The sequence below is a fragment of the Nonomuraea sp. NPDC049486 genome, from assembly GCF_040676925.1.
Classification (GTDB): domain Bacteria; phylum Actinomycetota; class Actinomycetes; order Streptosporangiales; family Streptosporangiaceae; genus Nonomuraea; species Nonomuraea ferruginea.
This window is the reverse complement of sequence record NZ_JBFAPV010000009.1, coordinates 102505-124145: the sequence shown is the minus strand read 5'-3', so window position 1 is coordinate 124145 and position 21641 is coordinate 102505. Positions and strand designations below refer to the sequence as shown.

Genomic DNA, 21641 nt, shown 5'->3' with positions numbered 1-21641 from the left:
TTGTCCAAGTGAGCATGAGAATCTGCTCGGCGACCGCCGCCCTCCTGGCGTCCGCGGTCCTCGGCGGGGTCGCCTGGGCGCCCGCCGCGCACGCCAGGCCCGCTCAGGTGGGCCTGGCGTGGATCTCCACCTGTACGGAGAGATCCGGCATCACGGTCCCGTGTCCCACCTGGCGGCTGCTCGCCCCCGGCGGCGGCGTGACCACCAGCTCCGCCGTCGCCGGGGTCAGCGTCGACCGGCGCGGCAGGAGCACCGGCGAGGCCGCCCCGCTCGCCGTCAGCGCCGACGGCCGGTCCGTCGCCCACCAGCGGTCCGGCGACCACCGCCTGGTCGTGTGGCACCTGCCCAGCGGCCGCCGCACCGCGCTGCCCAGGTCGCTGCTGCCCAAGGGCGCCGGCACCGACCTGGTCTCGCTCACCCTGTCGCCCGCCGGCGACCGGGTGCTGGTCGACTACCTCGACCAGGCCGAGCGGGTGCCCACCAAGCTCTACACCCTCGCCACCCGCCGGACCGCCGAGCTGCGCGGGGGAGACACCCCGATCGGCTTCAGCCCCGGCGGCGACCGGGTGCTCACCGAGCGCGTCACCGCCGACAACACCACCGCGCTCGTCGTGCACGAGCCCGACGGCACCTCCGTCAGGCGCACGCCGCCGCAGGTCGTGGCCAACGCGCCGGTCAAGGCGCTGGCCCGCGACGGGCGGACCGTCGCGGTCGTCGTCTCCGGCCACCCCGAACGCGGCAAACCGCCCAGGCTGCGCCTGTACGACCTGGCGACCGGCAAGCTGACCGAGGGCGTGGACCTCGCGCTCGCCCCCGGCGACACCCCGTTCACCGCCCGGTGGGGCGAAGGCGGCAAGCTCACGGTCGCCGTGCCCGGGAGAGGGAAGGGCGGCACGGCCGTGGTCCGGGTGCTCACCGCCGACCCCGCGACCGGCGCCGTCAAGCAGACCGAGCGCTACACGACCGGCAAGGACCCCTACTTCTACACCGTCGCGGGAGAGTGACATGAAGGTCATCCTGCTGGCCGCCGCCTTGCTGGCCGTGTCCCTGACCGCGCCCGCCCAGGCCGGGCCGCACCACGACGCCGTCCGCTACGCCTCCATCAAGGGCTGCGACAGGGGCGACGACGGCCGGCTGCCCTGCGGCCCGTGGCGGCTGGTCATGCACAGCGGCGAGCAGCGCGTCCTGGCCGACGCGCAGACCGTCGCGCTCAAGGCCGACGGCAAGCCCTACAAGTACCTCCCCGCGCCCGTCGCGGTCAGCGGCGACGGCACGAAGGTCGCGTACTTCGCGAAGAACTCCCGCCGCCTCGCCGTCCGCACCCTCGGCGGCGGCGTCACCCTGCTGCCGGCCGGCGCGGTGCCCCGGGTGCCGCAGTACGAGGTCGGGCTCGTCCTGTCCGACGACGGCGGCCGGCTCGCCGTCACGATCGGCACCGGCCAGGTGCGGATCTTCGACACCTCCGACGGCGCCCGCCTCGGCACGCTCCCGCGCGGCGAGACCCTGGTGGACTTCAGCGGCGACGGCGGCGAGGTCCTCACCACCGTCGACGCCGACGAGTCCGTGACAGACGTCGTGGTCCGCGCCGACACCGGCGAGCTCGTCTCCCGCGCCACCCCGCCGCAGCTCGTCTCCGCCAACATGCCGCTCGCCCTGGCCGCCGACGGGCGCACCGCCGCCGCGTTCGTCGCCGGCAAGTCCCAGCTCGTGCTGTACGACGTCGAGACCGACCAGGTGCTCGGCCGGGTCCCGGTCAAGCTGCCCAAGGGCGACCTCAACGCCATCGACTGGACCGGCGACCGGCAGGTCACGCTCCACCTCACCACCCAGGCCGGCCGGATGAACGTCGTCCAGATCGACACCGAGACCGGCGCGGTCAGGCTCAGGGACCGCTACACGGTGCTGAAGGACTCGCTCGTGGTCGCCGCCTGCGGCGGCTGACCCTCTACGCTCGGGAACGTGGAGGATCACTCGACCAAGGCGATCGCGGCCAGGGCCGTCGACCTGTGCACGGTCCTGCTGTACGAGGACGCGACGGCGGAGTCGGTGGCCCGGGTGCTGCGCGCCCACGGGGAGCGGGGGCCGCTCGACCTCACCGGGGCCGACGTGCGGGCGATGCGGGAGGCGGCCGGGCGGCTCGTCGAGGTCCTAGCCGCGCCCGGCCCCGGCGCGGCGGCGGCCCTGCTCAACGGCCTCCTGGCGACCGCCGCCGGGCCGCCCCGCCTGACCAGCCACGACGGCACGACCGGCTGGCACGTGCATGTCGACAGCCACGACGACGCGCCCTGGGGCGAATGGTTCCAGGCGTCCTCGGCGATGGCCTTCGCCGTCCTCCTGGCCGACCACCAGCGCGTCCCCGGCGGCCTGTGCGCGTCGGCGACCTGCCGCCGCCCCTTCCTGCACGCGGGCGGCGGCAGCCCCCGCCGCTACTGCACACCACGCTGCGCCACCCGCGAACGCGTAGCCGCCTACCGCTCCACCCGCCCAGCCTGATCACCTTGCCTGCACCCAGCCCGATCGCCCGGCCTTATCGCCCCTTGCCTGCATCCGCTCATGTCGCCCGGCCTGATCACCCCGCCTGTGCCTCTTCGCCCGCGGCTTCGTCAGGACCGTACGGCGTAGGTCCTTCCAGGGCCGACCGGGGGAGCGAGAGCAGACCGTACGCCGCCACGGCCAGAAGCTGGACGCCCGCCCCCGCGAGCAGCGCGGCTCCCGGGGACAAGGCCACCAGCGGCCCCGCCAGCGCCGAACCCGCCGCGAACGAGGTGATCTTCAAGCTGGCCCCGGTCGTGAACACCTGGCCGCGCACCCGTTCAGGCGCCTCCCGATGCCGCACCGCGAACAGCGCCGTAAGCTGCGGCCCCTCACCCACGCCCACCACCACAGCGGCCAAGACCGCCACCGCGAACGACCCCGCCACCGCCGCCACCAGCGTCCCCACCCCGATCAACAGGGTGGACACGACCATCACCGTGTCCCACCCCATCCCCGCCCGCGCGACCCCGGCACTGCCTTGCCGTCCCGCCCGGAGAGGCCGCCACCGTAACCTCGCCCGCGCGTCCACGGCACCGGCTTGTCGTCCCGTCCGGAGAGGCCACCACCGCACCCCCGCCCTCGCGACACCAGCTTGCCGTCCCGTGCGGAGAGATTGCCATCGCACCCCCGCCCGCGCGATCACGGCGTTGGCCGCGAGGGCCGCTCCCGCCGTCACCGCCAGCAGGAGCGCCCCGTACCCGGCGTCGCCCGCGAGCCGCAGCCCCAGCAGCGGCGCGGCCACGATCAGCATGGCCAGACCCGCCATCGACACCATGGACGTCACGGTCGCCCGCCGCAGCGCCCGGTTCCCCGCGATGGCGCGGAACCCGGCCGCGAGCTCCTCCCGGACCGCCCCCGGCTTCCCGAGCCTCTCCTCCCGGGCCGGCAGCACCCGGGCCGCGGGCAGGGCCGCCACCAGCAGCACCACCCCGGCCGCGACGGCCGCCTCTCCTCCGGCGGCGGCCGCGATCACCCCCACCAGCGCAGGCCCGGCCAGCGCGGCCACGTTGTAGCTCATCGCGTCCAGCGCGTTCGCCCGCGGCAGCCGCCCGGCCCCGACAACTAACGGCAGCTGCGCCGTCCACCCGCCGTTCAGCGAGGGCCCCAGCAACCCGGTCAGCACGGCCACCCCGATCAGCGCCGCGTCCGGCAGCCGCCCCAGCCCGGCCAGCACCACGAGCAGCCCCGCGCCGTAACCCACCAGGCACCACCCGAGCACCCGCCCCGGCCTGCGGGTACGGTCGAGCACCACGCCCAGCAGCGGCCCCCCGGCCGCCGCCGACACGGTCAGCCCCGCCAGCAGCGACGACGCCAGCACGGGCGACCCGGTCACGGCCAGCCCGGCGACCAGCAGCGCGGGCCCGGACATCTCGTCGCCGGTACGGGAGGCGAGGGCGCCGAGCATGTAACGTGTCAACACCCAGGAGACGTTACACCGGCGCGCTCAGGCCGTGCTGGTGATCACCGCGAACCGCGCCCCGTGCGGATCGGACAGGTAGGCGATCCGCCCCACCCCCGGCACGTCGTCCACCGGCGTGCGCACCGTGCCGCCGAGCTCCTGGCACCTGGCCACCACCCCGTCGCAGTCGGGCACCTCGAAGAACGGCACCCAGTGGGCCCGGTCACCTGGCGGCAGCCCTACCAGCCCCGCCATCGACGAGTCGGCGCCGCCCTCGGCCGGCGAGACCACCGGGTAGGTCAGATCTCCCATGTCGACGTCGTCGAACCGCCAGCCGAACACCGACCGGTAGAAGCCGCGGATGCCGTCGGTGTCGGGCACGAACAGCTCGGCCCAGGCGAACGACCCCGGATCGGTCACCACGTCGAGACCGCGCGTGCCACCCGGCTGCCAGGCCGCGAACTCCGCCCCCGCGGGGTCGGTGAACTGCGCCATCCGCCCCTGCCCCTCGATGTCGAACGGCTGGGCGCGGACCAGCCCACCGGCCAGCTCGACCGCCTTGGCGGTGGCGTCGCAGTCAGGCGTCTGGAAGTACACCATCCAGGACGCGGCGGCCCCTTCCTCCATCACCGACCCGGCCGCGGCGACCGTCTTGCCGTCGGCCTGCCAGAAGCCGTATCCCTCCATCGCCGGCTGGAACCGCCAGCCGAACAGGTCGCTGTAGAAGCCGGCGGTCGCCTCGATGTCGGGGCTGCCGACATCGACCCAGCACGGGCTGCCCGGCAGGAACTCAGTGGTGAGCATGACGTGCTCCTCGATCGGATGTGGCGGCCCCGCTGCGGCCCGGGACGACGCCACGCGATTCTTCTCGTCCTTCATGCCCCGCCCGCGAGATCCGGCACAGTCGAAAACATGTTTGAACGATCACCTACACTCGGTGGTATGGCGGCTGTTTACCAAGCATCTCTGCTGAGCCTGAACGAGGAACTCGCCGTGGGGCCGCTCGGCTCGACGGTCCGCCGCGTCCCTCTCGACCGGGGCGCCTGGGTCGACGTGCGGCCGGGCTGGCTGTCGGGAGCCGACGAGCTGTTCGAGCGGCTGGCCGAGTCGGTGCCGTGGCGGGCCGAGCGGCGCAAGATGTACGACCGCGTCGTCGACGTGCCGCGGCTGCTGAAGTTCTACGACGAGGGCGAGACGCTGCCGCACCCCGTGCTGGCCGACGCCAGGCGCGTCCTCGACGAGCACTACCGCGAGGAGCTGGGCGAGCCGTTCGCCACGGCCGGCCTGTGCTACTACCGCGACGGCCGCGACAGCGTGGCCTGGCACGGCGACACCATCGGCCGCGGCGCCGCCCACGACACCATGGTGGCGATCCTGTCCGTGGGCTACGCGCGCCCCCTGCTGCTCCGCCCGCGCGGCGGCGGCTCGTCACTCCGCTACGACCTGGGTCACGGCGACCTCATCGTGATGGGCGGCAGCTGCCAGCGCACGTGGGAACACGCCGTCCCCAAGACCACCCGCCCGGCGGGCCCGCGCATCAGCATCCAGTTCCGCCCCCGCGGCGTCCGCTGACGGCCCGGGTCACCGGCCCGCGTGAGCCGCGCGGCCGCGGCCCACTCGCCCGCCATGAGGGCATGCCCGGCCGAACCCGTCGTCACGCGACGGCCGCCGCGTAGATGAGTGCGCCGTCGCGGGTGAAGGGCACCTGCGTGCCGTTGAGGACCACTTCGGTGGCGTGCGATGCGTCGATCGCGATGGCTCGCGCCCGGTCGGTGCTCGCGGTCAGGCCCGTGCCGTCGATGCGGACGGTTCCGTCCGCGCTGATGCGCACGGCGAGGTCGGCCACTTCGGCCGGGGACTCGACCAGGGTCTGGCCGTCACGTTCGACGGATGTGCCGTGGACCATGACGATGGTCCGGCCGGTGGCGCCGTTCTCCGCGTAGAACATCTTCCCGTCGTAGGTGTAGGGCCCGAACGAGCGCGAGGGCTGGCTGGACCACGACTTGTAGTAGACCGCGTCGCCGCGCGCGCCGAGGTCCAGGCTCAGCGCGGTCGCCCGGTACGGCGAGGTGCCGCTGACCGGGAGCCGCTCCACCGCCGCCGCCGGGTCCGCCGCTCCTCTGGAGGGCAGCAGGAGGGTGTCGAAGGTCGTCCCGCCCTTGGCCGTCTTGACGTACGACGCGTACGTGGCGTTCTCCACCCGGTACATGTACGGCGCGTGGTGGCCGTCCCGCAGCGAGGCGCTGATCTGGCCCGGGTCGGCGGGTACGACGCTGATGTTCGGACCCGTGCCGTCGAAGGCCGTGGTCGCGGCCTTCGATCCGGATCGGAGAGCGGGGCCGGCCTCCGCGCCGAAGTGCCAGTTCTGCTCGTAGCGGTGTGCCGCGCCGTCGGTGGGCTTCAGCCGGTCGGAGACGAGCCAGAGGCCCGAGTGCAGGGCCAGGACGGATCGCTCGTGGCGCGCGCCGCCGGAGGCTTCGGTGTGGGCGCCGATCCGGTCGAAGACCGGGTTGGTGACCAGGTGAGTGATCGCTCCCGGAGCCTTCGAATCCTGTGCCTGGTTGTCGATCTCGATGGTGTTGTGCGCCTCTGTGCTGAACCGCAGCCATTGCGCGCGCGGGTCAGAACTGTAGGTGTATGTCCCCATGTCGGGCAGCAGAGCCCTGCCGTACGCGTAGGCGGTGACCGCCAGTTCGTCCGTGTGGCTGTGGTTGCCCCGGTCGATGTTGAGCCGCAGGTGGGAGTCGTCGCGGCTCCAGCCGGACCTGGACACCGCCACCCGGGTGTCGGGATACAGCGACGAGGTGTGCGCGGGCTTCCGCCCCGAGGCGCCGGAGGTGCCGACGTAGATCAGCTCCTGGTCGCCGAGCAGTTCGCCCAGCCGTCTCAGCGTCGAGCGGATGTCCCTGCTCTCGCCGTCGCCGTACCCGGGCCCGTAGCCGTTCGGGTAGGTCTGATCCATCAGGAAACGGCCCAGCTTGCGCAGCTTGGCCTTGGTGGCGTCGCTGAACTCGATCCCGTGCGGCCGCATGAACAGGGCGATGTCCACGTACTGCGAGGCGTAGGAGCGGGCGTAGCCGTCTGTCGCCTCCCAGTAGCCGCCGTCGGGGTAGGTCGAGTCGTCGAGTTGCGACCCCAGGAAGTCGACCGCGTTGCCGCGCCACCCCGTGGCCGCGCGGAACTCCGGGAAGTACACCGCGGCGTGCAGCAACGTGACCTTCTGCGTCTGCTTCCAGTTCGGCGCGCCCTGGACGCTCTCTTGCAGGTGCATGCCCGCCCGGTTGAACGCCTTGAGGATTTCGGCGTTGGCCTCGGCCGTCAGCGACGGGCTCTTGCGCAGGATCTCGTACGCCGGAATCCAGTTCTGGACGCGGCGGGCCACGGAGAGGCTGTTCGGGTACGAGCCCGCGCCCTCGTCGGAGTCGTAGGTGTCGGCGTCCTCGATGAAGTCGGTCATCAGGCCGATGAGGGCGCGGGCGTGCTTCTCGTCACCGGTCCGCTGATAGGCGGTGGCGAGCGGCCCGGCGAAGAAGAAGCGGGGGAGCTGGACGTGGTACTCCTCGTCGGCGCCGGCCGGCTTCTTCCAGTCGAAGCCGCCCGGGTCACCCTCCCAGGAGTACGTGTACTGCACGGTGTTGGACCAGGTGCGGGTGTCCTCGTCGAAGGATTCGCCGTTGCCGAACAGCATGACCTGCTTACTGGCGTCCGCCCTGGCGGTCAGCGTCAGCTCGGCCTTCTTCACCTCGGGCAGGCCGTCGAGGTCGAACTGCAGGTAGGCCTTGCGGGTGGCGGCCGTGAACGGGCCCGCGCCCTGGTCGCTGACCTGCAGCAGGTACTTGTCGCCGTACACGTTGCCGGGATGGCCCGCCCAGATGTGGGTGTCGTCCGTCGGGTGGAGGCTCTTCGTCGAGCCGTCGGCGAAGGTCAGGCGCAGGGTGGGCTTGCCGGAGCCTTTGCTCCTGCTGTGGACGTGCGCGACGACCGGGTCCTTGTACCGGCTCATCAGGAAGAATCCGCTCCGGCCACCGGTGACGCTGCTCGTCACGTCGGTCGTCACCGTCGTCTCCGCCGTGCCGATCGTCAGGGTCCTGATGTAGACCTCGCCGCCGTCAAGCGTCCAGATGTGGTCCGGAGTAAGCTCCACGGCTCCCGGCCAGTCCGGGTGGGAGAAGCTGCCCGCCGATATCGCTGGACGTGTCCGGAAATAGTCGAGCAACCGCTGTTTTGCCAGGCCGTAGTCACCCGCCTTGACCGCGTTCTGCATGTCCGTCAGGCCCGGATGGCTGTAGGACAACCGCGATCCGATGTCCCAGGCGCCATCCCGCCATCGTCCGAAGAAGCCTACGTCCGACAGGGCCTTCGCCCCGGCCTGCGGACCTGTCACGAGCATGGGAGCAGCCAGGATCAGGAGGGCGAGACCTCTGATCCAGCGATCGTTGCGAGACACCCGCGCAAGCTTAGGAACGCCCGGTATGTCTACGGTATGCCGAGGCGATCACCTGGAACGGCGAAGCGCTGGACGCATGCCGAACCCGCGACTTCGTGGAGATGGTGGACGATACTGGGATTGAACCAGTGACCTCTTCCGTGTCAGGGAAGCGCTCTCCCGCTGAGCTAATCGTCCGTCGAGGTGGAGACGGGATTTGAACCCGCGTGCACGGCTTTGCAGGCCGCTGCCTCGCCTCTCGGCCACTCCACCGGGCAACCTGTCCGAGCGGAAGACGGGATTCGAACCCGCGACCCTCACCTTGGCAAGGTGATGCTCTACCACTGAGCCACTTCCGCGTTGCCCGACTACTCTAGCGAATTTCCCGCCGCCCCGCCTCACCCGTGCGAATACCGCTTCCCGCCGGACCTGCGCTACAACTTCAAGGATGAAGATTGGGCCGATCGAGGTGTGGCCGCCGGTGGTGCTGGCGCCGATGGCGGGCATCACGAACGCGCCGTTCCGGGTGCTCTGCCGCGAGCAGGGCGGCGGGTTGTTCGTGTGCGAGATGATCACCTCCCGCGCCCTGGTGGAGCGGAACGCCAAGACCATGAAGATGATCCGCTTCGCCGAGCCGGAGCGGCCCAGGAGCCTCCAGCTGTACGGGGTCGACCCGGTGACGGTGGGCCGGGCGGTCAAGATGGTCGCCGAGGAAGACCTGGCCGACCACGTCGACCTCAACTTCGGCTGCCCCGTACCCAAGGTCACCAGGCGTGGCGGCGGCTCCGCGCTCCCGTACAAGCGCAACCTGCTGCGGCGGATCCTGCGTGCGGCGGTGGCCAACGCGGGCCCGCTGCCCGTCACCATGAAGATGCGGACCGGCATCGACGACGACCACCTCACCTACCTCGACGCCGGCCGCATCGCGGCCGAGGAGGGCGTCGCGGCGGTGGCGCTGCACGCGCGCACCGCGCTCCAGCACTACGGCGGGACGGCCGACTGGGACGCCATCGCCCGGCTCAAGGAGGCGGTGCCCGACATCCCGGTGCTGGGCAACGGCGACATCTGGTCCGCCGACGACGCGCTGCGGATGGTCGCCCGTACGGGATGCGACGGCGTGGTCGTGGGCCGCGGCTGCCTCGGCAGGCCGTGGCTGTTCAGGGATCTGCGGAGTGCGTTCGACGGCAGCGCCGAGCGGGCCAGGCCGTCGCTCGGCGAGGTCGCGCGGACGATGGCTAGGCACGCCACGATGATGGTCGAGGCGTTCGACACCGAGCGCTACGCCATCGCCGACTTCCGCAAGCACATCGGCTGGTATCTCAAGGGCTTCACCGTGGGCGCCGAGGCGCGGCGGCGGGTGACGACGGCGGACTCGCTCGACGAGCTGCGCGCAGGGCTGGCCGAGCTGGACCCGGATCAGCCGTGGCCGCCGCACACCGACACGCCGCGCGGCAAGTCCGGCGAGCGGACCAAGGTCCACCTGCCTGAAGGCTGGCTCGACGACGCCTGGGACACCGTCGTCCCCGAGGACGCCGAGTCCGACATCTCCGGCGGCTGAGCAAGCGGGCTGCAAGAATCCCTGCATCGGCGGCTCGTACCATCGGGGACCATGATCTCCATACTCCTGTTAGCCGCAGCGGTCGCCATTCCCGACGGTTTCATGCTGTACGAGAAGGCCGCCGCCAAGAAGGATGACAACCCCGAGCACAGCTGGGCGGTGAGCGGTCGGACCGCCGCGCGGCTCGTCGTCAACCCGTGTGACAGGGCGACGCTCGCCCGGTCCGGCCGGAAGGCCGCCAAGACCCTCATCTACACGGCCGTGCCCGACTACTCGAAGTCCGAGCAGGTGATCCTCTACACCTCGAAGGCCGGGGCCAAGAAGGCGATGCGGGACATCCGTTCCGCGGTCTCCGCCTGCGGCACCAAGAGCTACCGGTTCACGGGCAAGCGGGTGAAGCTCGGCGACGAGTCGATCGCCGTCACCGGCCAGGCCTACAGCGGCAGGCGGGTGGCCATCGGCGGCGAGCGCGGCATCGTGACGCGGCGGGCGAACGCGCTGGTGATCTACACAGTCGCGGGGGAGTGGAGCAAGCCCGCCACCTCGGACTTCAAGATGCAGATCAAGGACAGCAAGAAGATGCTGGGCAAGATCTGCAGGATTGCCGCCTGCTGAGAGGCCCGGAAGGCGAAATGTCACGATCTTGGGACATTGTCATGACGAGACGCCGAACATCGTGAAGCGATTATGAATTAACAGGCGTGTGCCGGAATGCCCTTGCCAGTCCATTCCGGCACACGGCTTTTTCTTTCCCCGCCGGGAGCCGGGGCTGCTCTTCGCGGGGGCCAGCCCAGGACCCCGGGGAGAGAGTCTCCCTCCGTGAAAACGCCGAAACATCCCCTTAACGCGGGAGATGTACCGTCAATCGGCGAGCGGAGGGGGCGGCAAAAATGGAGATCGTGGTCGACGACCTCACCGGCGACGAGATCGCCAAATTCCTGGACGAGCACGTCAGAGAGATGCTGTCCACCACGCCGCCCGAGAGCAAACACGCCCTCGACCTCGACGGCCTGCGCCGCCCCGAGATCACGTTCTGGTCCGTGTGGGACGACGGCACGCTGGTCGGCTGCGGCGCGATCAAGCGGCTCGACCCCGGACACGCCGAGCTCAAGTCCATGCGCACGGCCACCGCCCGCAAGCGCGGTGGCGTGGCGTCCTTCCTGCTCGCCCACATCATCGCCGAGGCGGAGCGGATGGGGATCCGGCGGCTGAGCCTCGAAACCGGCTCCGCCGAGTTCTACCTGCCGGCGCGGCGGCTGTACGAGAAATTCGGCTTCACCTTCTGCGAGCCGTTCGCGGACTACCGCCCCGACCCCAACAGCGTGTTCATGACGAGGGTGCTGACTTCCTAGAGCCGGTTGAGCCCCTGCACGTGGATGACGGCGTGGCCCTCCTCGTCGGACGCCGTCAGGTCGACCTGGGCGTCGATGCCCCAGTCGCCGTCGCCCGCGGGGTCCTTCACCGTCTGGCGGACCTTCCACACGCCGGGCTCCTCCTCGATGCGCAGCAGCGCCGGCCCGCGGGCGTCGGCGTCGGTGAGGATCTCCTCGTGCTCGTCGTAGTAGGCGTCGAGCGCGGCGCCCCAGTCGACGTCGGGAGCCAGCTCCTCCAGCTCCGCCTCCTTCTCCAGCGCGCACAGCTCGGCGAGCCTGAACATGGCGTTGCGCACCAGCACCCGGAACGCCCGCGGGTTGCCGGTGACCGGGCGCACCTTGGTCTCCAGCTGGTCGCGCCGCTCCAGCGCCTCGCCGGGGTTGGCGAGCTTCTCCCACTCGTCGATCAGGCTGGAGTCGACCTGGCGCACCAGCTCGCCGAGCCACTCGATCAGGTCGACGAACTCCTCGGTCTTCAGGTGCTCGGGGACGGTACGCGAGAGCGTGCGGTAGGCGTCGGCCAGGTAGCGCAGCACGGTGCCCTCGGAGCGGGCCAGCTCGTAGAACTGGATGTACTCGCTGAACGTCATCGCCCGCTCGTACAGGTCGCGGACCACGGACTTGGGGCTGACGGTGTAGTCGCCGACCCACGGGTGGCCGCGCCGGTAGGTCTCGTACGCGCCGAGCAGCAGGTCCTCCAGCGGCATCGGGTACATGATCTCGGCGAGCGCCTCCATGCGCTCCTCGTACTCGACGCCGTCGGCCTTCATCTCGGCGACGGCCTCGCCGCGCGCCTTCTTCAGCTGGGCCGACAGGATCTGGCGCGGGTCGTCCAGGATGGACTCGACGATCGACACCATGTCGAGGGCGTAGCCGGGCGACTCGCGGTCGAGCAGCTCGAAGGCGGCCAGCGCGAACGTCGACAGCGCCTGGTTGAGCGCGAAGTCCTCCTGCAGCTCGATGGTCAGCCGGGCGCGGCGGCCCTGCTCGTCGGGCTCGCGGAGCTGCTCGACGACGCCGCCGGCCAGCAGCGACCGGTAGATCGCGATGGTCTGGCTGATGTGCCGCCGCTGCCACTTGCGGTCTTCGTGGTTGTCGGTGAGCAGGTGCTTCATCGCCTGGAAGCAGTCGCCGGGCCGGTTGATGACGGCCAGCAGCATCGCGTTGCTCACCTTGAACCGGGACTGGAGCGGCTCGGGCTCGGCCTGCTGGAGCTTCTGGAACGTCTCCTCGCTCCAGCCGACGAACCCCTCCGGCGGCTTCTTGCGGGCGTAGCCGCGCCGCCGCTTCGGGTCGTCGCCGATCTTGGCCAGCGCGCGGGCGTTCTCGATGTCGTGCTCGGGGGCCTGGCAGGCGACGTAACCGATGGTGTCGAACCCGGCGCGGCCCGCCCGGCCGGCGATCTGGTGGAACTCGCGGGCGCGCAGCCGCCGCACCTTGTTGCCGTCGTACTTGGACAGCGCGGTGAACAGCACCGTGCGGATCGGCACGTTGACGCCCACGCCGAGCGTGTCGGTGCCGCAGATGACCTTGAGCAGCCCGGCCTGGGCCAGCCGCTCGACCAGCCGCCGGTACTTGGGCAGCATGCCCGCGTGGTGGACGCCGATGCCGTGGCGGACCAGCCTCGACAGGGCGCGGCCGAAGCGCGTGGTGAACCGGAAGCCGCCGATCATGGTGGCGATCGCTTCCTTCTCGGCCTTGGTGCACATGTTGATGCTCATCAGCGACTGGGCGCGCTCCATGGCGGCCGCCTGCGTGAAGTGGACCACGTAGACGGGGGCCTGGGAGGTGGACAGCATCTCCTCGAGCGTCTCGTGCAGCGGCGTCATCCGGTAGGAGTAGACCAGCGGGACGGGCCGCTCGGCGTTCTTGACCACGGCCGTCGGGCGGCCGGTGCGCCGGGTCAGGTCGCGCTCGAACATGGACACGTCGCCGAGCGTCGCCGACATCAGGACGAACTGCACGTGCGGCAGCTCCAGCAGCGGCACCTGCCAGGCCCAGCCGCGGTCGGGCTCGGCGTAGAAGTGGAACTCGTCCATCACCACCTGGCCGATGTCGGCCCTGGCGCCGTCGCGCAGCGCCACGTTGGCCAGGATCTCGGCGGTGCAGCAGATGATCGGCGCGCCCGGGTTGACGCTGGCGTCGCCGGTCATCATGCCGACGTTCTCGGTGCCGAAGACGGCGCACAGGTCGAAGAACTTCTCCGACACCAGCGCCTTGATCGGCGCGGTGTAGAAGGTCCGCTGGTCGCGGGTCAGGGCGGTGAAGTGGGCGCCGGCGGCGACCAGGCTCTTGCCGGAGCCGGTGGGGGTGGCCAGGATCAGGTTGCTGCCCGAGACCACCTCGATCAGCGCCTCCTCCTGGGCGGGATAGAGCGTGAGCCCCCTCTCGGCGTTCCAGGAGGCGAACGCTTCGTAGATGGTGTCGGGATCGGCGTCGATCTCGTCGGGCAGGCGGTCGATGAGAAGGCTCACACCTCTATCCTGCCGAAGTCTGCGGGATGCTAGGACCCCAGGCCGAGTTGGAGCAGCGTGGTGTCGATCCAGCGGCCGTGTTTGAACCCCACCCGGCGCAGCCGTCCCGCCTCCACGAACCCGAAGGCGGCGTGCAGGTTGAGCGACGCCGTCTCCTCGCCGCTGCCCGCGACGACCGCGACGAGCTGGTGGGCGCCGGCCTGCCGGGCGGCGGCGATCAGCTCGGCCAGCAGCATCCCGCCGAGCCCGCGCCCGGTCGCCCCGGGCGCGAGGTAGACGGTGTCCTCCAGCGTGTGCCGGTAGGCGGGCTTGGGCCGGTAGCGGGCGGCGTAGGCGAACCCGAGCACCTCGCCGTCCTCCTCGGCCACCAGGAACGGCAGCCCCGCCCCGGTGATCGCCGCCGCCTTCGCCCGCCACTCGTCCACGGTCGGCGGCGTCTCGTCGAAGGTGGCGACGGTCTCGGTGACGTAGTGGGCGTAGACCGCGGCGACGGCGGGCAGATCGGACTCGACCGGCGGGCGGATGGTCGTCATGGCGTGTCATTCTGCCCCGGCGAGATGACGGGCGCGTTTCGGCGCGCTCACCCTCGTCAGCCACAGCCCGCCCGCGATCGCCGCGACCGCCGCCACCGGCGCCGCCCCAGGCGCGAACCCCGCGACGGTCAGCGTCAGCAGCCCGCCGCCTATCAGCGCGGCCGCCGCCAGCGCGATGCCCCAGCCGGCGATCCCGTACGCGAACGCGGGCGGCTCCTCGTACCGGGCGAACCACCGCATCAGCGGCCACAGCACCAGGCACAGCAGCCCGAACCAGAGCGGCCACCCCGCGAACCAGTCCCCGCCGCCGGGTTCGGGCGTGGGCACGCCCAGCCCCACCACGACCACGCCCGTCACCGCGAACAGCGCCGGCATGTGCCACAGGTACGCGGTCATCATCCGCGGCCCCGCCCAGGCGAGCAGGCGGCGCAGAGGCAGCCGCAGGATCCGCTCCCGCAGCAGGACGGCCAGCCCCACCTGCCCGAACCCGACGGCCATGATCGCCAGCGTGGGCGGCGCCATGTTCGAGGTCTCGGCGCCGGGCAGCCCGATCATGCTGCCCGGGTACGGGCCGAACGCGACCAGCAGCGCCGCCGCCCCGTACCCGCAGGCCGCCATCAGGCCCGGCCGCGCCAGCCGCCCGTCCGCGTACAGGAATCCGAGCTGGTGCACCGCCAGCCACACGAAGACCACGTTCAGGTAGCCGGCCGCGTCGATCCCGGACGCGAACCGGGCCACGTCCGTCAGCACCGCCCCGGCGGCCAGCGCCATCGGCACGCGCGCACCGTACCGCTCGTGCAGGCCCAGCAGGTACGGGGTCGCGACCACGGCGATCAGGTAGACGGCGAGGAACCACAGCAACTGGCCCGTCAGCCGCGCCCCCACCTCCAGCGGCTGCTCGGGCACGCCCAGCGCGAGCAGCAGGTGCGGCAGCGGGATCCAGACCGCGGCGAGCGGCAGCAGCGGCCAGGCCAGCCGCCGCAGCCGGCCCGTCAGCCAGCGCGGCCCGCCGGCGGCGGAGCGGCGGAAGCTGATCGCGTTCGCCGCCCCGCCCGCGAAGAACACCAGCGGCATCACCTGGCTGATCCACGTCACCACCCACACGCCCGGCGTGGCCAGCGCGTTGCCGGTGGTCAGCCGGGCGCCGTCGTAGCCGAGCACCGGGATGGTCCAGTGCTGCAGCACCACCAGCGCCATGCCGAGCACCCGCAGGACGTCGATGAACGGATCGCGTGCGGCGGGCTGCGCGGTGCGCGGCCGCTCCAGCAGGACGGTCATCGGGGATGCCTCGATTCATCGGGGGAACGATGGGTTCAAGGCTTCCGTGCACGGCTCCCGGGCACACTGACGCGCGCCACCGTCTTCCGGGCAGGCCGGCAGGACCGCCGGGGGTAGGGCTGTCCCCACCCCCTGACACTGGCAGACCGGGTCGAAAAGGGCACGCGGGGGCCTTAGCGTTTGGGGCATGCGCTCCCTGACAAGGCGGGTTCTGCTGGACACCCGCTACACGCTCGTGGGGTTCCCCGCGACGGCGCTCGCCTTCGTGATCTCGATCGCCGGGCTGGCCGCGGGCCTCGGCGGCATGGTCGTGTGGATCGGCGTGCCGGTGCTGGCCGGGACGATGCTGGCCGCCCGCCTGTTCGCCGACGCGGAGCGCGGCTGGCTCTCCGACGTGCTCAAGCGCCCGCCCGTACGCCCCCGCTACAAGGCGCCGCCGCCGGGCGCCGGCCGCTTCCGCCGGATCATCAACCCGCTCACCAGCGGCCAGTCCTGGCTCGACCTGCTGCACGCCATCGTGAACTTCCCGCTCGCGCTGGTGTCGTTCGTGCTCACCACGGTCTTCTGGGCGGTGCCCCTGGCCGGCCTGACCTATCCGATCTACGGCCTGGTCACCTCGCGCATCCCGGGCAACGTCGAGCTGCCCGAGCTGCTCGGCCTGGGCGACGGCTACCTGGTCAACCTGGTCTTCTACGTGACGCTGGGGTTCCTGTTCCTGCTGATCATGCCGTTCGTGGTGCGCGGCTCCTCGCTGCTGCGCGCCGGTCTCGGCCGCGTGCTGCTCACCGGCGTGGCCGAGCTGCAGGAGCGCATCGACGACCTGGCCGAGGGGCGTGCCGCCGCGGTCTCCGCCGAGGCCAACGCGTTGCGCAAGCTGGAGCGCGACATCCACGACGGCCCCCAGCAGCGGCTGGTGTCGCTGGCCATGGAGCTGTCGCGGGCGCAGCGGCAGCTCGACAAGGACCCCGAGGCCGCCCAGGCGACGATCAGGTCCGCGATCACCTCGACCCGCGAGACGCTCGACGAGCTGCGCGCCCTGTCGCGCGGCATCGCCCCGCCCGTCCTGTCCGACCGCGGGCTCGCGCCCGCCCTGGCCGCCCTCGCCGGCCGCTGCACCGTCCCCGTCGACCTGGACGTGCGGGCCACCGGCCGGTACGACGCCGCGGTCGAGAACGCGGTCTACTTCGTCGTCGCCGAGTCGCTCACCAACGTGGCCAAGCACAGCCGGGCATCCCATTGCACCATCCGGCTGGTGCACACCGGTGATCGCCTGGTGCTGAGCATCGGGGATGATGGGGTCGGCGGCGCGCACGTCGCCAAGGGACACGGTCTCGCCGGGCTGGCCGACCGGCTCCGCGCCGTCGACGGGGAGCTCGCGGTGAGCTCGCCGGAAGGCGGGCCGACGGTGATCGTAGCGGAGGTGCCGTGCGTGTAGTCGTGGCCGATGACGCCGTGCTGATCAGGGAGGGCCTGGTCAGGCTGCTCGAGGAGTTCGGCTGCGAGGTGGTTGCGACCGTCGGCGACGGTGACGCCCTCGTCGAGGCCGTCGCCGCCCACCGGCCGGACGTGTCGGTGGTGGACGTGCGGATGCCGCCGAGCTTCACCGACGAGGGGCTGCGCGCCGCCGTGCGGGCCAGGGAGCTGGTGCCGGGGGCGCCGGTGCTCATCCTGTCGCAGTACGTCGAGGTGTCGTACGCCGACGACCTGCTCGCCGACGCCAGGGGCGCGGTGGGTTACCTGCTGAAGGACCGGGTCGTCGACGTGGAGGAGTTCCTGGAGGGCCTGCGGCGGGTCGCCGCGGGCGGGACCGTGTTCGACCCGCAGGTGGTGTCGCAGTTGATGGTGCGCAGGCGCAGGGACGACCCGCTCGCCTCGCTCACCCCGCGCGAGCGCGAGGTGCTGGGCCTGATGGCGGAGGGGAAGTCCAACCCCGCCATCGGCAGGCAGCTCGTCATCAGCGACGGGGCCGTGGAGAAGCACATCAGGAGCATCTTCAGCAAGCTCGGCCTCTACGCCGACGACAGCGACCAGCATCGCCGGGTCCTGGCCGTCCTGGCCTATCTGCGGTCCTGAGCGCGCTGTGATGATGACGCGCGCCTGAGCGCGTCGCTCTGCCGCGCGGCTCCTGAGCGCGTGTCATCCCCGCGGCGCGACCCGGGGCCGCCCTGGGCGGTGGTCGTGCCGGTGCGGCGGGCGGCCGTGCCGACCGCCGGGCCTGCCCCGGCGAGGGCCGGAGCAGCTGGCGTGCCCGTTGGTCGCGCCAGCCGGAACCGGGCCCGCCTCGGGGCGGTGACATCCGCCCGTCAGCCCCCACTCGGCCCGGTCATCCCCTTCGTGCGACGGCCGGCATCCCTCGGCGCCGGCCGATCCCGGTGTCGCCGGCCGGTCCGCGCGGGCATCGCGCGGACCTGGCCGCCCGGTGGTCAGCCGAGCGCTTCGACCAGCTTCTTGCGCTGCTGGGCGCCCAGGCCGCCGAGGCGGCGCTTCTCGTCGACGCCGGCCTCCTCCATCAGAGCGGTGGCCTTGGCCGGGCCGACGCCCTTCACGGCGCGCAGGGCCTGCGACACCTTGATCTTCTTGGCGATGTCGTCGTCGCGCTCGAGCAGCTGCGAGAACGACAGCTCGCCCGCCTTGACCTTCGCCAGCAGGGCGGTGCGGGCGGCACGGGCCTCCGCGGCCTTCTCCAGCGCCGCCTTGCGCTGCTCGGGGGTGAGAGTAGGAAGTGCCATCAGTAGTTCTCCTCGGGGAGTTAACGATCGGGGATTCTGTTACCCGTAGTGCAGTGGCTAATCATGGCGGATACCAGCGGTTCGTGTAGCGGAAAGCGCCGCTCAACGTGTCCGCGGGGCCGTGGCGGCCGCTCCGCCGCACGGCGTCTCCCACCCGGGCGCGCCGCCGCGGACGACCGCGCCGCCGGCCACGCTTTACGTCTCACCGTAGCCCCGATGTGCCGGGATGCGGCGTCAGATGGTGCCGAAAGGGCCTTTGACCAGGCATGACGCCCTCGGATTCGGACTCCCGGCGGAGGCTCGCGCGGGTGCCGCCCGCCGGTCCGGGACGCCCGCTCTCCGATGATCGTCCCGCTCGGCCCGCGCACCCGGTGCGTCATGCCCCCGAGGCCCGGTTTTGCCCCTGAAGCGTGGTTTTCATCACACTTCTGTTTTCCGGGCGTGTCGCGCGTGATGGGATCGTGACTTGACCGGGGACGTGGCGGGCGGGTTACATGGCGCACACGCAGTAAACGTTTACAGTCTCTTTGCTGAAATCGTTTACGTACATGGAAGGGACAGCCTTGGCCGACGGACCCACGATCACCACGATCGCCGAGCGCGCCGGTGTCTCCATCGCCTCGGTGTCGCGGGTGCTCAACGGCCTGCCCACCCGGCAGGAGACCGTGCGGAAGGTGATGGCCGCCGCCGAGGAGCTCGGATATGTGCGCAACGCCGTCGCCCGCTCCCTGAAGTCCCGCCGCACCCACCAGGTCGCCTTCGCCATGGCCGACGTCGGCAACCCGGCCTACCTCGCCATGTTGCGCCAGATCCAGCCGGTGCTCAAGTCCGCCGGCTACCGCCTCGTCCTGCACTCCACGGACGCGGTGGTGGCCGACGAGATCGACGTGCTGCACAGCCTGGGGGAGCGGTACGTGGACGGGCTGATCATGAGCCCGCTGCGCGTCACCGAGCAGCACCTGGACATGCTGGCCGCGGCCCGCGCCCCGGTGGTGATCATCGGGTCGGTGCCGGAGGGCACGCCCGTGGACAACGTCAGGGCCGACTCGCGCACCGGCGTGAAGCTGGCCATCGACCACCTCTACCGGCTCGGCCGCCGCACGATCGGCATGGTCAACGGCCCGACCGACACGGTGCCCGGCGCCGCGCGCGGGGCCGCGTACCGGGAGGCGCTGGAGGACCTCGGGCTGCCGTACGACGAGGAGCTGGTCGAGATCGGCGACTTCTACCGCGCCGAGGGCGGCAGGGCCGTCGCGGCGCTGCTGGAGCGGCGGCCCGACGTCGACGCGCTGATGTGCGCCAACGACCTGATCGCGCTCGGCGCGCTGGACGTGCTGCGCGCGGCCGGGCGGCGGGTGCCGGACGACGTGGCGGTGGCCGGCATGGACGACACCGACCTGGCGGCGGCCTCATGGCCGTCGCTCACCAGCGTCTCGCTGGGGTCGGCCGAACGTGGCAAGGCCGCCGCCGAGCTGCTGGTCGACCGGCTGAAGAACGGCGACAGGGAGCCCCGCAGGGTGACCGTGCCGCCGCGCCTCGCGGTACGGGCTTCGACGACGGGGGAGGAGCCCGCACCGTACCAGGCACCCGGCGCGGAGAGGGGGACGCCGTGACGGCCACGGCGACGCGGCCCGCCCCGCCCGCCGGTCGCCGGCGGAGCGGGCGCGGGCCGCGCCAGAACCGCGAGATGTGGGTGCTCCTGCTGCCCGCGCTGGTGCCGGTGCTGATCTTCAGCGTCGGGCCGCTGCTGTACGGGATCTCGCTGGCGTTCACCGACGCCGAGTCCGGCAGGAACCACGTCACCAGCTTCGCCGGCCTGGACAACTTCGCCGCGCTGCTCGGCGACGACGACTTCTGGCAGTCCATGCAGGTCGGGATGATCTGGGCGGTCTCGGTGACCGCGCTGCAGTTCCTCGCCTCGCTGGGGCTGGCCCTGCTGCTCAACGAGCGGCTGGCGCTGCGCGGCGTGGCCCGGGTGCTGGCCATGGTGCCGTGGGCGATGCCGCCCGTGGTGATCGGCCTGATGTGGCGGCTGGTCTACCACCCGGACGCCGGCATCGTGAACAGCACGCTCGGCACCGACATCAACTGGCTGGCCGACTTCACCTGGGCGCTGCCCGCCGTCATCGTCATGGGCGTCTGGAGCGGTATGCCGCAGACCACGGTGGTGCTGCTGGCGGGCCTGCAGACCGTCCCGAGGGAGCTGTACGAGGCGGGCGCGATGGACGGGGCGGGCACCTGGCGCCGGTTCTGGAACATCACGCTGCCCCAGCTCCGCCCGGTCATCGTGGCCATCACCTCGCTCGACTTCGTGTGGAACTTCAACCAGTTCAGCCTGGTCTACGTGCTCACCCAGGGCGGGCCCGGCGGGCGGACGAGGCTGCCGATGCTGTTCGCGTACGAGGAGGCGTTCCGCTACGGCTTCTTCGGCTATGCGGCCGCGCTCGGCGTCGCCATCGTGGTCGTCGTGCTCGCCCTGCTCGGCGTCTACCTGTGGCGGCAGCTGAGGGAGGCGTCATGAGAAGGATCCCCCAGTACGCGGCGCTGCTGGTCTACCTGGTCTTCCTGGGCTTCCCGCTGGTCTGGCTGCTGTCGACGGCGCTGAAGACGCCGCAGGAGATGGCCAGCCTGGACCCCGCCTGGATACCCCGGGAGCCGACGCTGGCCAACTTCGCCGCCGCGTTCGGCGAGCAGGACCTGGTCGGGGCCGGGCTGCGCAGCCTCGTCGTGGCGCTGGCCAGCGCGTTCCTGACGGTGGCGGTCGCGCTGCCCGCCGCGTACGCGCTCGCCCGCTACCAGGGCGTGCTGAAGCGGATCGCGCTCGGGTGGGTGCTGGTCAGCCAGGTGTTCCCGTTCATCCTGATCATCATCCCGCTGTTCATGGTCATGCGGGAGCTCGACCTGGTCAACACGCTGGCCGGGCTGGTGGCGGTGCATGTGACGTTCACGCTGCCGTTCGCGCTGTGGATGCTCCAGGGGTACGTGCGCTCCGTGCCGCGCGAGCTGGAGGAGGCCGCGGCGGTGGACGGCGCGGGCCGGATGCGGGCGATCGTCAAGGTGGTCGCCCCGCTGCTGGCGCCGGGCGTGGTGGCGACGCTGCTGTTCTCGTTCATCTCGTCGTGGAACGAGTTCCTGTTCGCGCTCGTGGTTCTGAAGGACCCGGACGTGATGACGCTCCCGCTGACGCTGGTGCGGTTCACCGGCCCCGAGGGAGTGGCAAGGCTCGGCCCGCTGGCCGCGGCGTCGCTGATGGCGACGATCCCGAGCTTGATCTTTTTCGCAATCATCCAGCGACGGCTCAGGTCCGGCCTGATGGCCGGCGCTGTGAAGGGCTAG

Annotated in this window: 19 protein-coding genes and 3 tRNA genes; 12 read left to right on the top strand and 10 right to left on the bottom strand. The window is 71.6% G+C overall.

The window, feature by feature from the left end; translation table 11 throughout:
• Nucleotides 1-14: 14 nt before the first annotated feature.
• The 3 genes from AB0K05_RS25730 to AB0K05_RS25720 are packed head-to-tail and all read left to right on the top strand — an operon-like array spanning nt 15 to nt 2493.
• Nucleotides 15-1004, top strand: a complete 990-nt coding sequence (locus AB0K05_RS25730; protein ID WP_364232292.1) for a hypothetical protein — start codon at nt 15-17, stop codon at nt 1002-1004.
• A gap of 1 nt (nt 1005) precedes the next feature.
• Nucleotides 1006-1941 carry a hypothetical protein gene (locus tag AB0K05_RS25725; protein ID WP_271279271.1) on the top strand — a complete coding sequence of 312 codons (936 nt, stop codon included), beginning with the start codon at nt 1006-1008 and terminating at the stop codon, nt 1939-1941.
• Nucleotides 1942-1959: 18 nt separating this feature from the next.
• Nucleotides 1960-2493: a CGNR zinc finger domain-containing protein gene (locus AB0K05_RS25720; RefSeq protein ID WP_271279272.1), complete on the top strand. Its 534-nt coding sequence runs from the start codon at nt 1960-1962 to the stop codon at nt 2491-2493.
• A 76-nt stretch (nt 2494-2569) separates the two neighbouring features.
• Here the strand turns inward: AB0K05_RS25720 and AB0K05_RS25715 are convergent, their stop codons facing one another.
• Both AB0K05_RS25715 and AB0K05_RS25710 read right to left on the bottom strand, forming a co-directional pair.
• Complete coding sequence (locus AB0K05_RS25715; RefSeq protein ID WP_364232288.1) at nt 2570-3955, bottom strand: MFS transporter; 1386 nt, start codon at nt 3953-3955, stop codon at nt 2570-2572.
• A gap of 24 nt (nt 3956-3979) precedes the next feature.
• Entirely contained in the window at nt 3980-4738 is a 759-nt protein-coding gene (locus AB0K05_RS25710) for a VOC family protein (RefSeq protein WP_148030712.1), read from the bottom strand.
• A gap of 138 nt (nt 4739-4876) precedes the next feature.
• Here AB0K05_RS25710 and AB0K05_RS25705 point away from each other — a divergent pair, with 138 nt between their 5' ends.
• Nucleotides 4877-5506, top strand: coding sequence for an alpha-ketoglutarate-dependent dioxygenase AlkB (locus AB0K05_RS25705; RefSeq protein WP_148030713.1), 630 nt, complete (start codon nt 4877-4879; stop codon nt 5504-5506).
• A gap of 82 nt (nt 5507-5588) precedes the next feature.
• On the opposite strand, the gene AB0K05_RS25700 is transcribed toward AB0K05_RS25705, so the two are convergent.
• From AB0K05_RS25700 to AB0K05_RS25685, 4 genes are all read right to left on the bottom strand, one after another.
• On the bottom strand, nt 5589-8381 hold the full coding sequence (locus AB0K05_RS25700) for a heparinase II/III family protein (protein WP_364232285.1): 2793 nt from the start codon (nt 8379-8381) through the stop codon (nt 5589-5591).
• 102 nt (nt 8382-8483) lie between these two features.
• Nucleotides 8484-8558: transfer RNA gene (locus tag AB0K05_RS25695), tRNA-Val, on the bottom strand.
• A gap of 4 nt (nt 8559-8562) precedes the next feature.
• Nucleotides 8563-8633 (bottom strand) — tRNA-Cys (locus AB0K05_RS25690).
• 14 nt (nt 8634-8647) lie between these two features.
• Nucleotides 8648-8719, bottom strand: a tRNA-Gly gene (locus AB0K05_RS25685).
• A gap of 89 nt (nt 8720-8808) precedes the next feature.
• On the opposite strand from AB0K05_RS25685, the gene dusB reads away from it, so the two are divergent.
• The 3 genes from dusB (at nt 8809) to AB0K05_RS25670 (ending at nt 11270) form a co-directional block, all read left to right on the top strand.
• Nucleotides 8809-9918 (top strand): tRNA dihydrouridine synthase DusB, encoded by a 1110-nt coding sequence (gene dusB, locus AB0K05_RS25680; protein WP_271279275.1) that lies wholly within the window; start codon nt 8809-8811, stop codon nt 9916-9918.
• 51 nt (nt 9919-9969) lie between these two features.
• Nucleotides 9970-10533, top strand: coding sequence for a hypothetical protein (locus AB0K05_RS25675; protein ID WP_219548271.1), 564 nt, complete (start codon nt 9970-9972; stop codon nt 10531-10533).
• Between the two features lie 275 nt (nt 10534-10808).
• Nucleotides 10809-11270: a GNAT family N-acetyltransferase gene (locus AB0K05_RS25670; protein ID WP_364232282.1), complete on the top strand. Its 462-nt coding sequence runs from the start codon at nt 10809-10811 to the stop codon at nt 11268-11270.
• On the opposite strand, the gene AB0K05_RS25665 is transcribed toward AB0K05_RS25670, so the two are convergent.
• Genes AB0K05_RS25665 through AB0K05_RS25655 form a run of 3 tightly spaced genes read right to left on the bottom strand, consistent with a single transcriptional unit; the run spans nt 11267 to nt 15576 of the window.
• The gene (locus AB0K05_RS25665; protein ID WP_364232280.1) at nt 11267-13765 is read right to left on the bottom strand and encodes a DUF3516 domain-containing protein; all 2499 of its coding nucleotides are present in this window, start codon (nt 13763-13765) and stop codon (nt 11267-11269) included. The genes AB0K05_RS25670 and AB0K05_RS25665 overlap by 4 nt on opposite strands.
• Before the next feature lie 29 nt (nt 13766-13794).
• A complete protein-coding gene (locus AB0K05_RS25660; RefSeq protein ID WP_271279276.1) occupies nt 13795-14298 on the bottom strand; it encodes a GNAT family N-acetyltransferase in 504 nt (167 codons plus the stop codon).
• Between the two features lie 6 nt (nt 14299-14304).
• Nucleotides 14305-15576, bottom strand: coding sequence for an acyltransferase (locus AB0K05_RS25655; RefSeq protein WP_271279277.1), 1272 nt, complete (start codon nt 15574-15576; stop codon nt 14305-14307).
• A 187-nt stretch (nt 15577-15763) separates the two neighbouring features.
• Here AB0K05_RS25655 and AB0K05_RS25650 point away from each other — a divergent pair, with 187 nt between their 5' ends.
• On the top strand, nt 15764-17011 hold the full coding sequence (locus AB0K05_RS25650; RefSeq protein WP_148030721.1) for a sensor domain-containing protein: 1248 nt from the start codon (nt 15764-15766) through the stop codon (nt 17009-17011).
• Nucleotides 17002-17649, top strand: coding sequence for a response regulator transcription factor (locus AB0K05_RS25645; protein ID WP_148030722.1), 648 nt, complete (start codon nt 17002-17004; stop codon nt 17647-17649). The genes AB0K05_RS25650 and AB0K05_RS25645 overlap by 10 nt, the downstream gene beginning before the upstream one ends.
• Nucleotides 17650-17999: 350 nt before the next feature.
• Here AB0K05_RS25645 and mihF read toward each other — a convergent pair whose 3' ends face one another.
• Nucleotides 18000-18305 carry an integration host factor, actinobacterial type gene (gene mihF / locus AB0K05_RS25640; protein ID WP_101784984.1) on the bottom strand — a complete coding sequence of 102 codons (306 nt, stop codon included), beginning with the start codon at nt 18303-18305 and terminating at the stop codon, nt 18000-18002.
• 563 nt (nt 18306-18868) lie between these two features.
• On the opposite strand from mihF, the gene AB0K05_RS25635 reads away from it, so the two are divergent.
• From AB0K05_RS25635 to AB0K05_RS25625, 3 genes are read left to right on the top strand one after another with little or no spacing between them, the layout of a single operon-like run.
• Nucleotides 18869-19918 (top strand): LacI family DNA-binding transcriptional regulator, encoded by a 1050-nt coding sequence (locus tag AB0K05_RS25635; RefSeq protein ID WP_148030723.1) that lies wholly within the window; start codon nt 18869-18871, stop codon nt 19916-19918.
• A complete protein-coding gene (locus tag AB0K05_RS25630) occupies nt 19915-20826 on the top strand; it encodes a sugar ABC transporter permease (protein WP_271280433.1) in 912 nt (303 codons plus the stop codon). The genes AB0K05_RS25635 and AB0K05_RS25630 overlap by 4 nt, the downstream gene beginning before the upstream one ends.
• The gene (locus tag AB0K05_RS25625) at nt 20823-21641 is read left to right on the top strand and encodes a carbohydrate ABC transporter permease (protein ID WP_148030724.1); all 819 of its coding nucleotides are present in this window, start codon (nt 20823-20825) and stop codon (nt 21639-21641) included. The genes AB0K05_RS25630 and AB0K05_RS25625 overlap by 4 nt, the downstream gene beginning before the upstream one ends.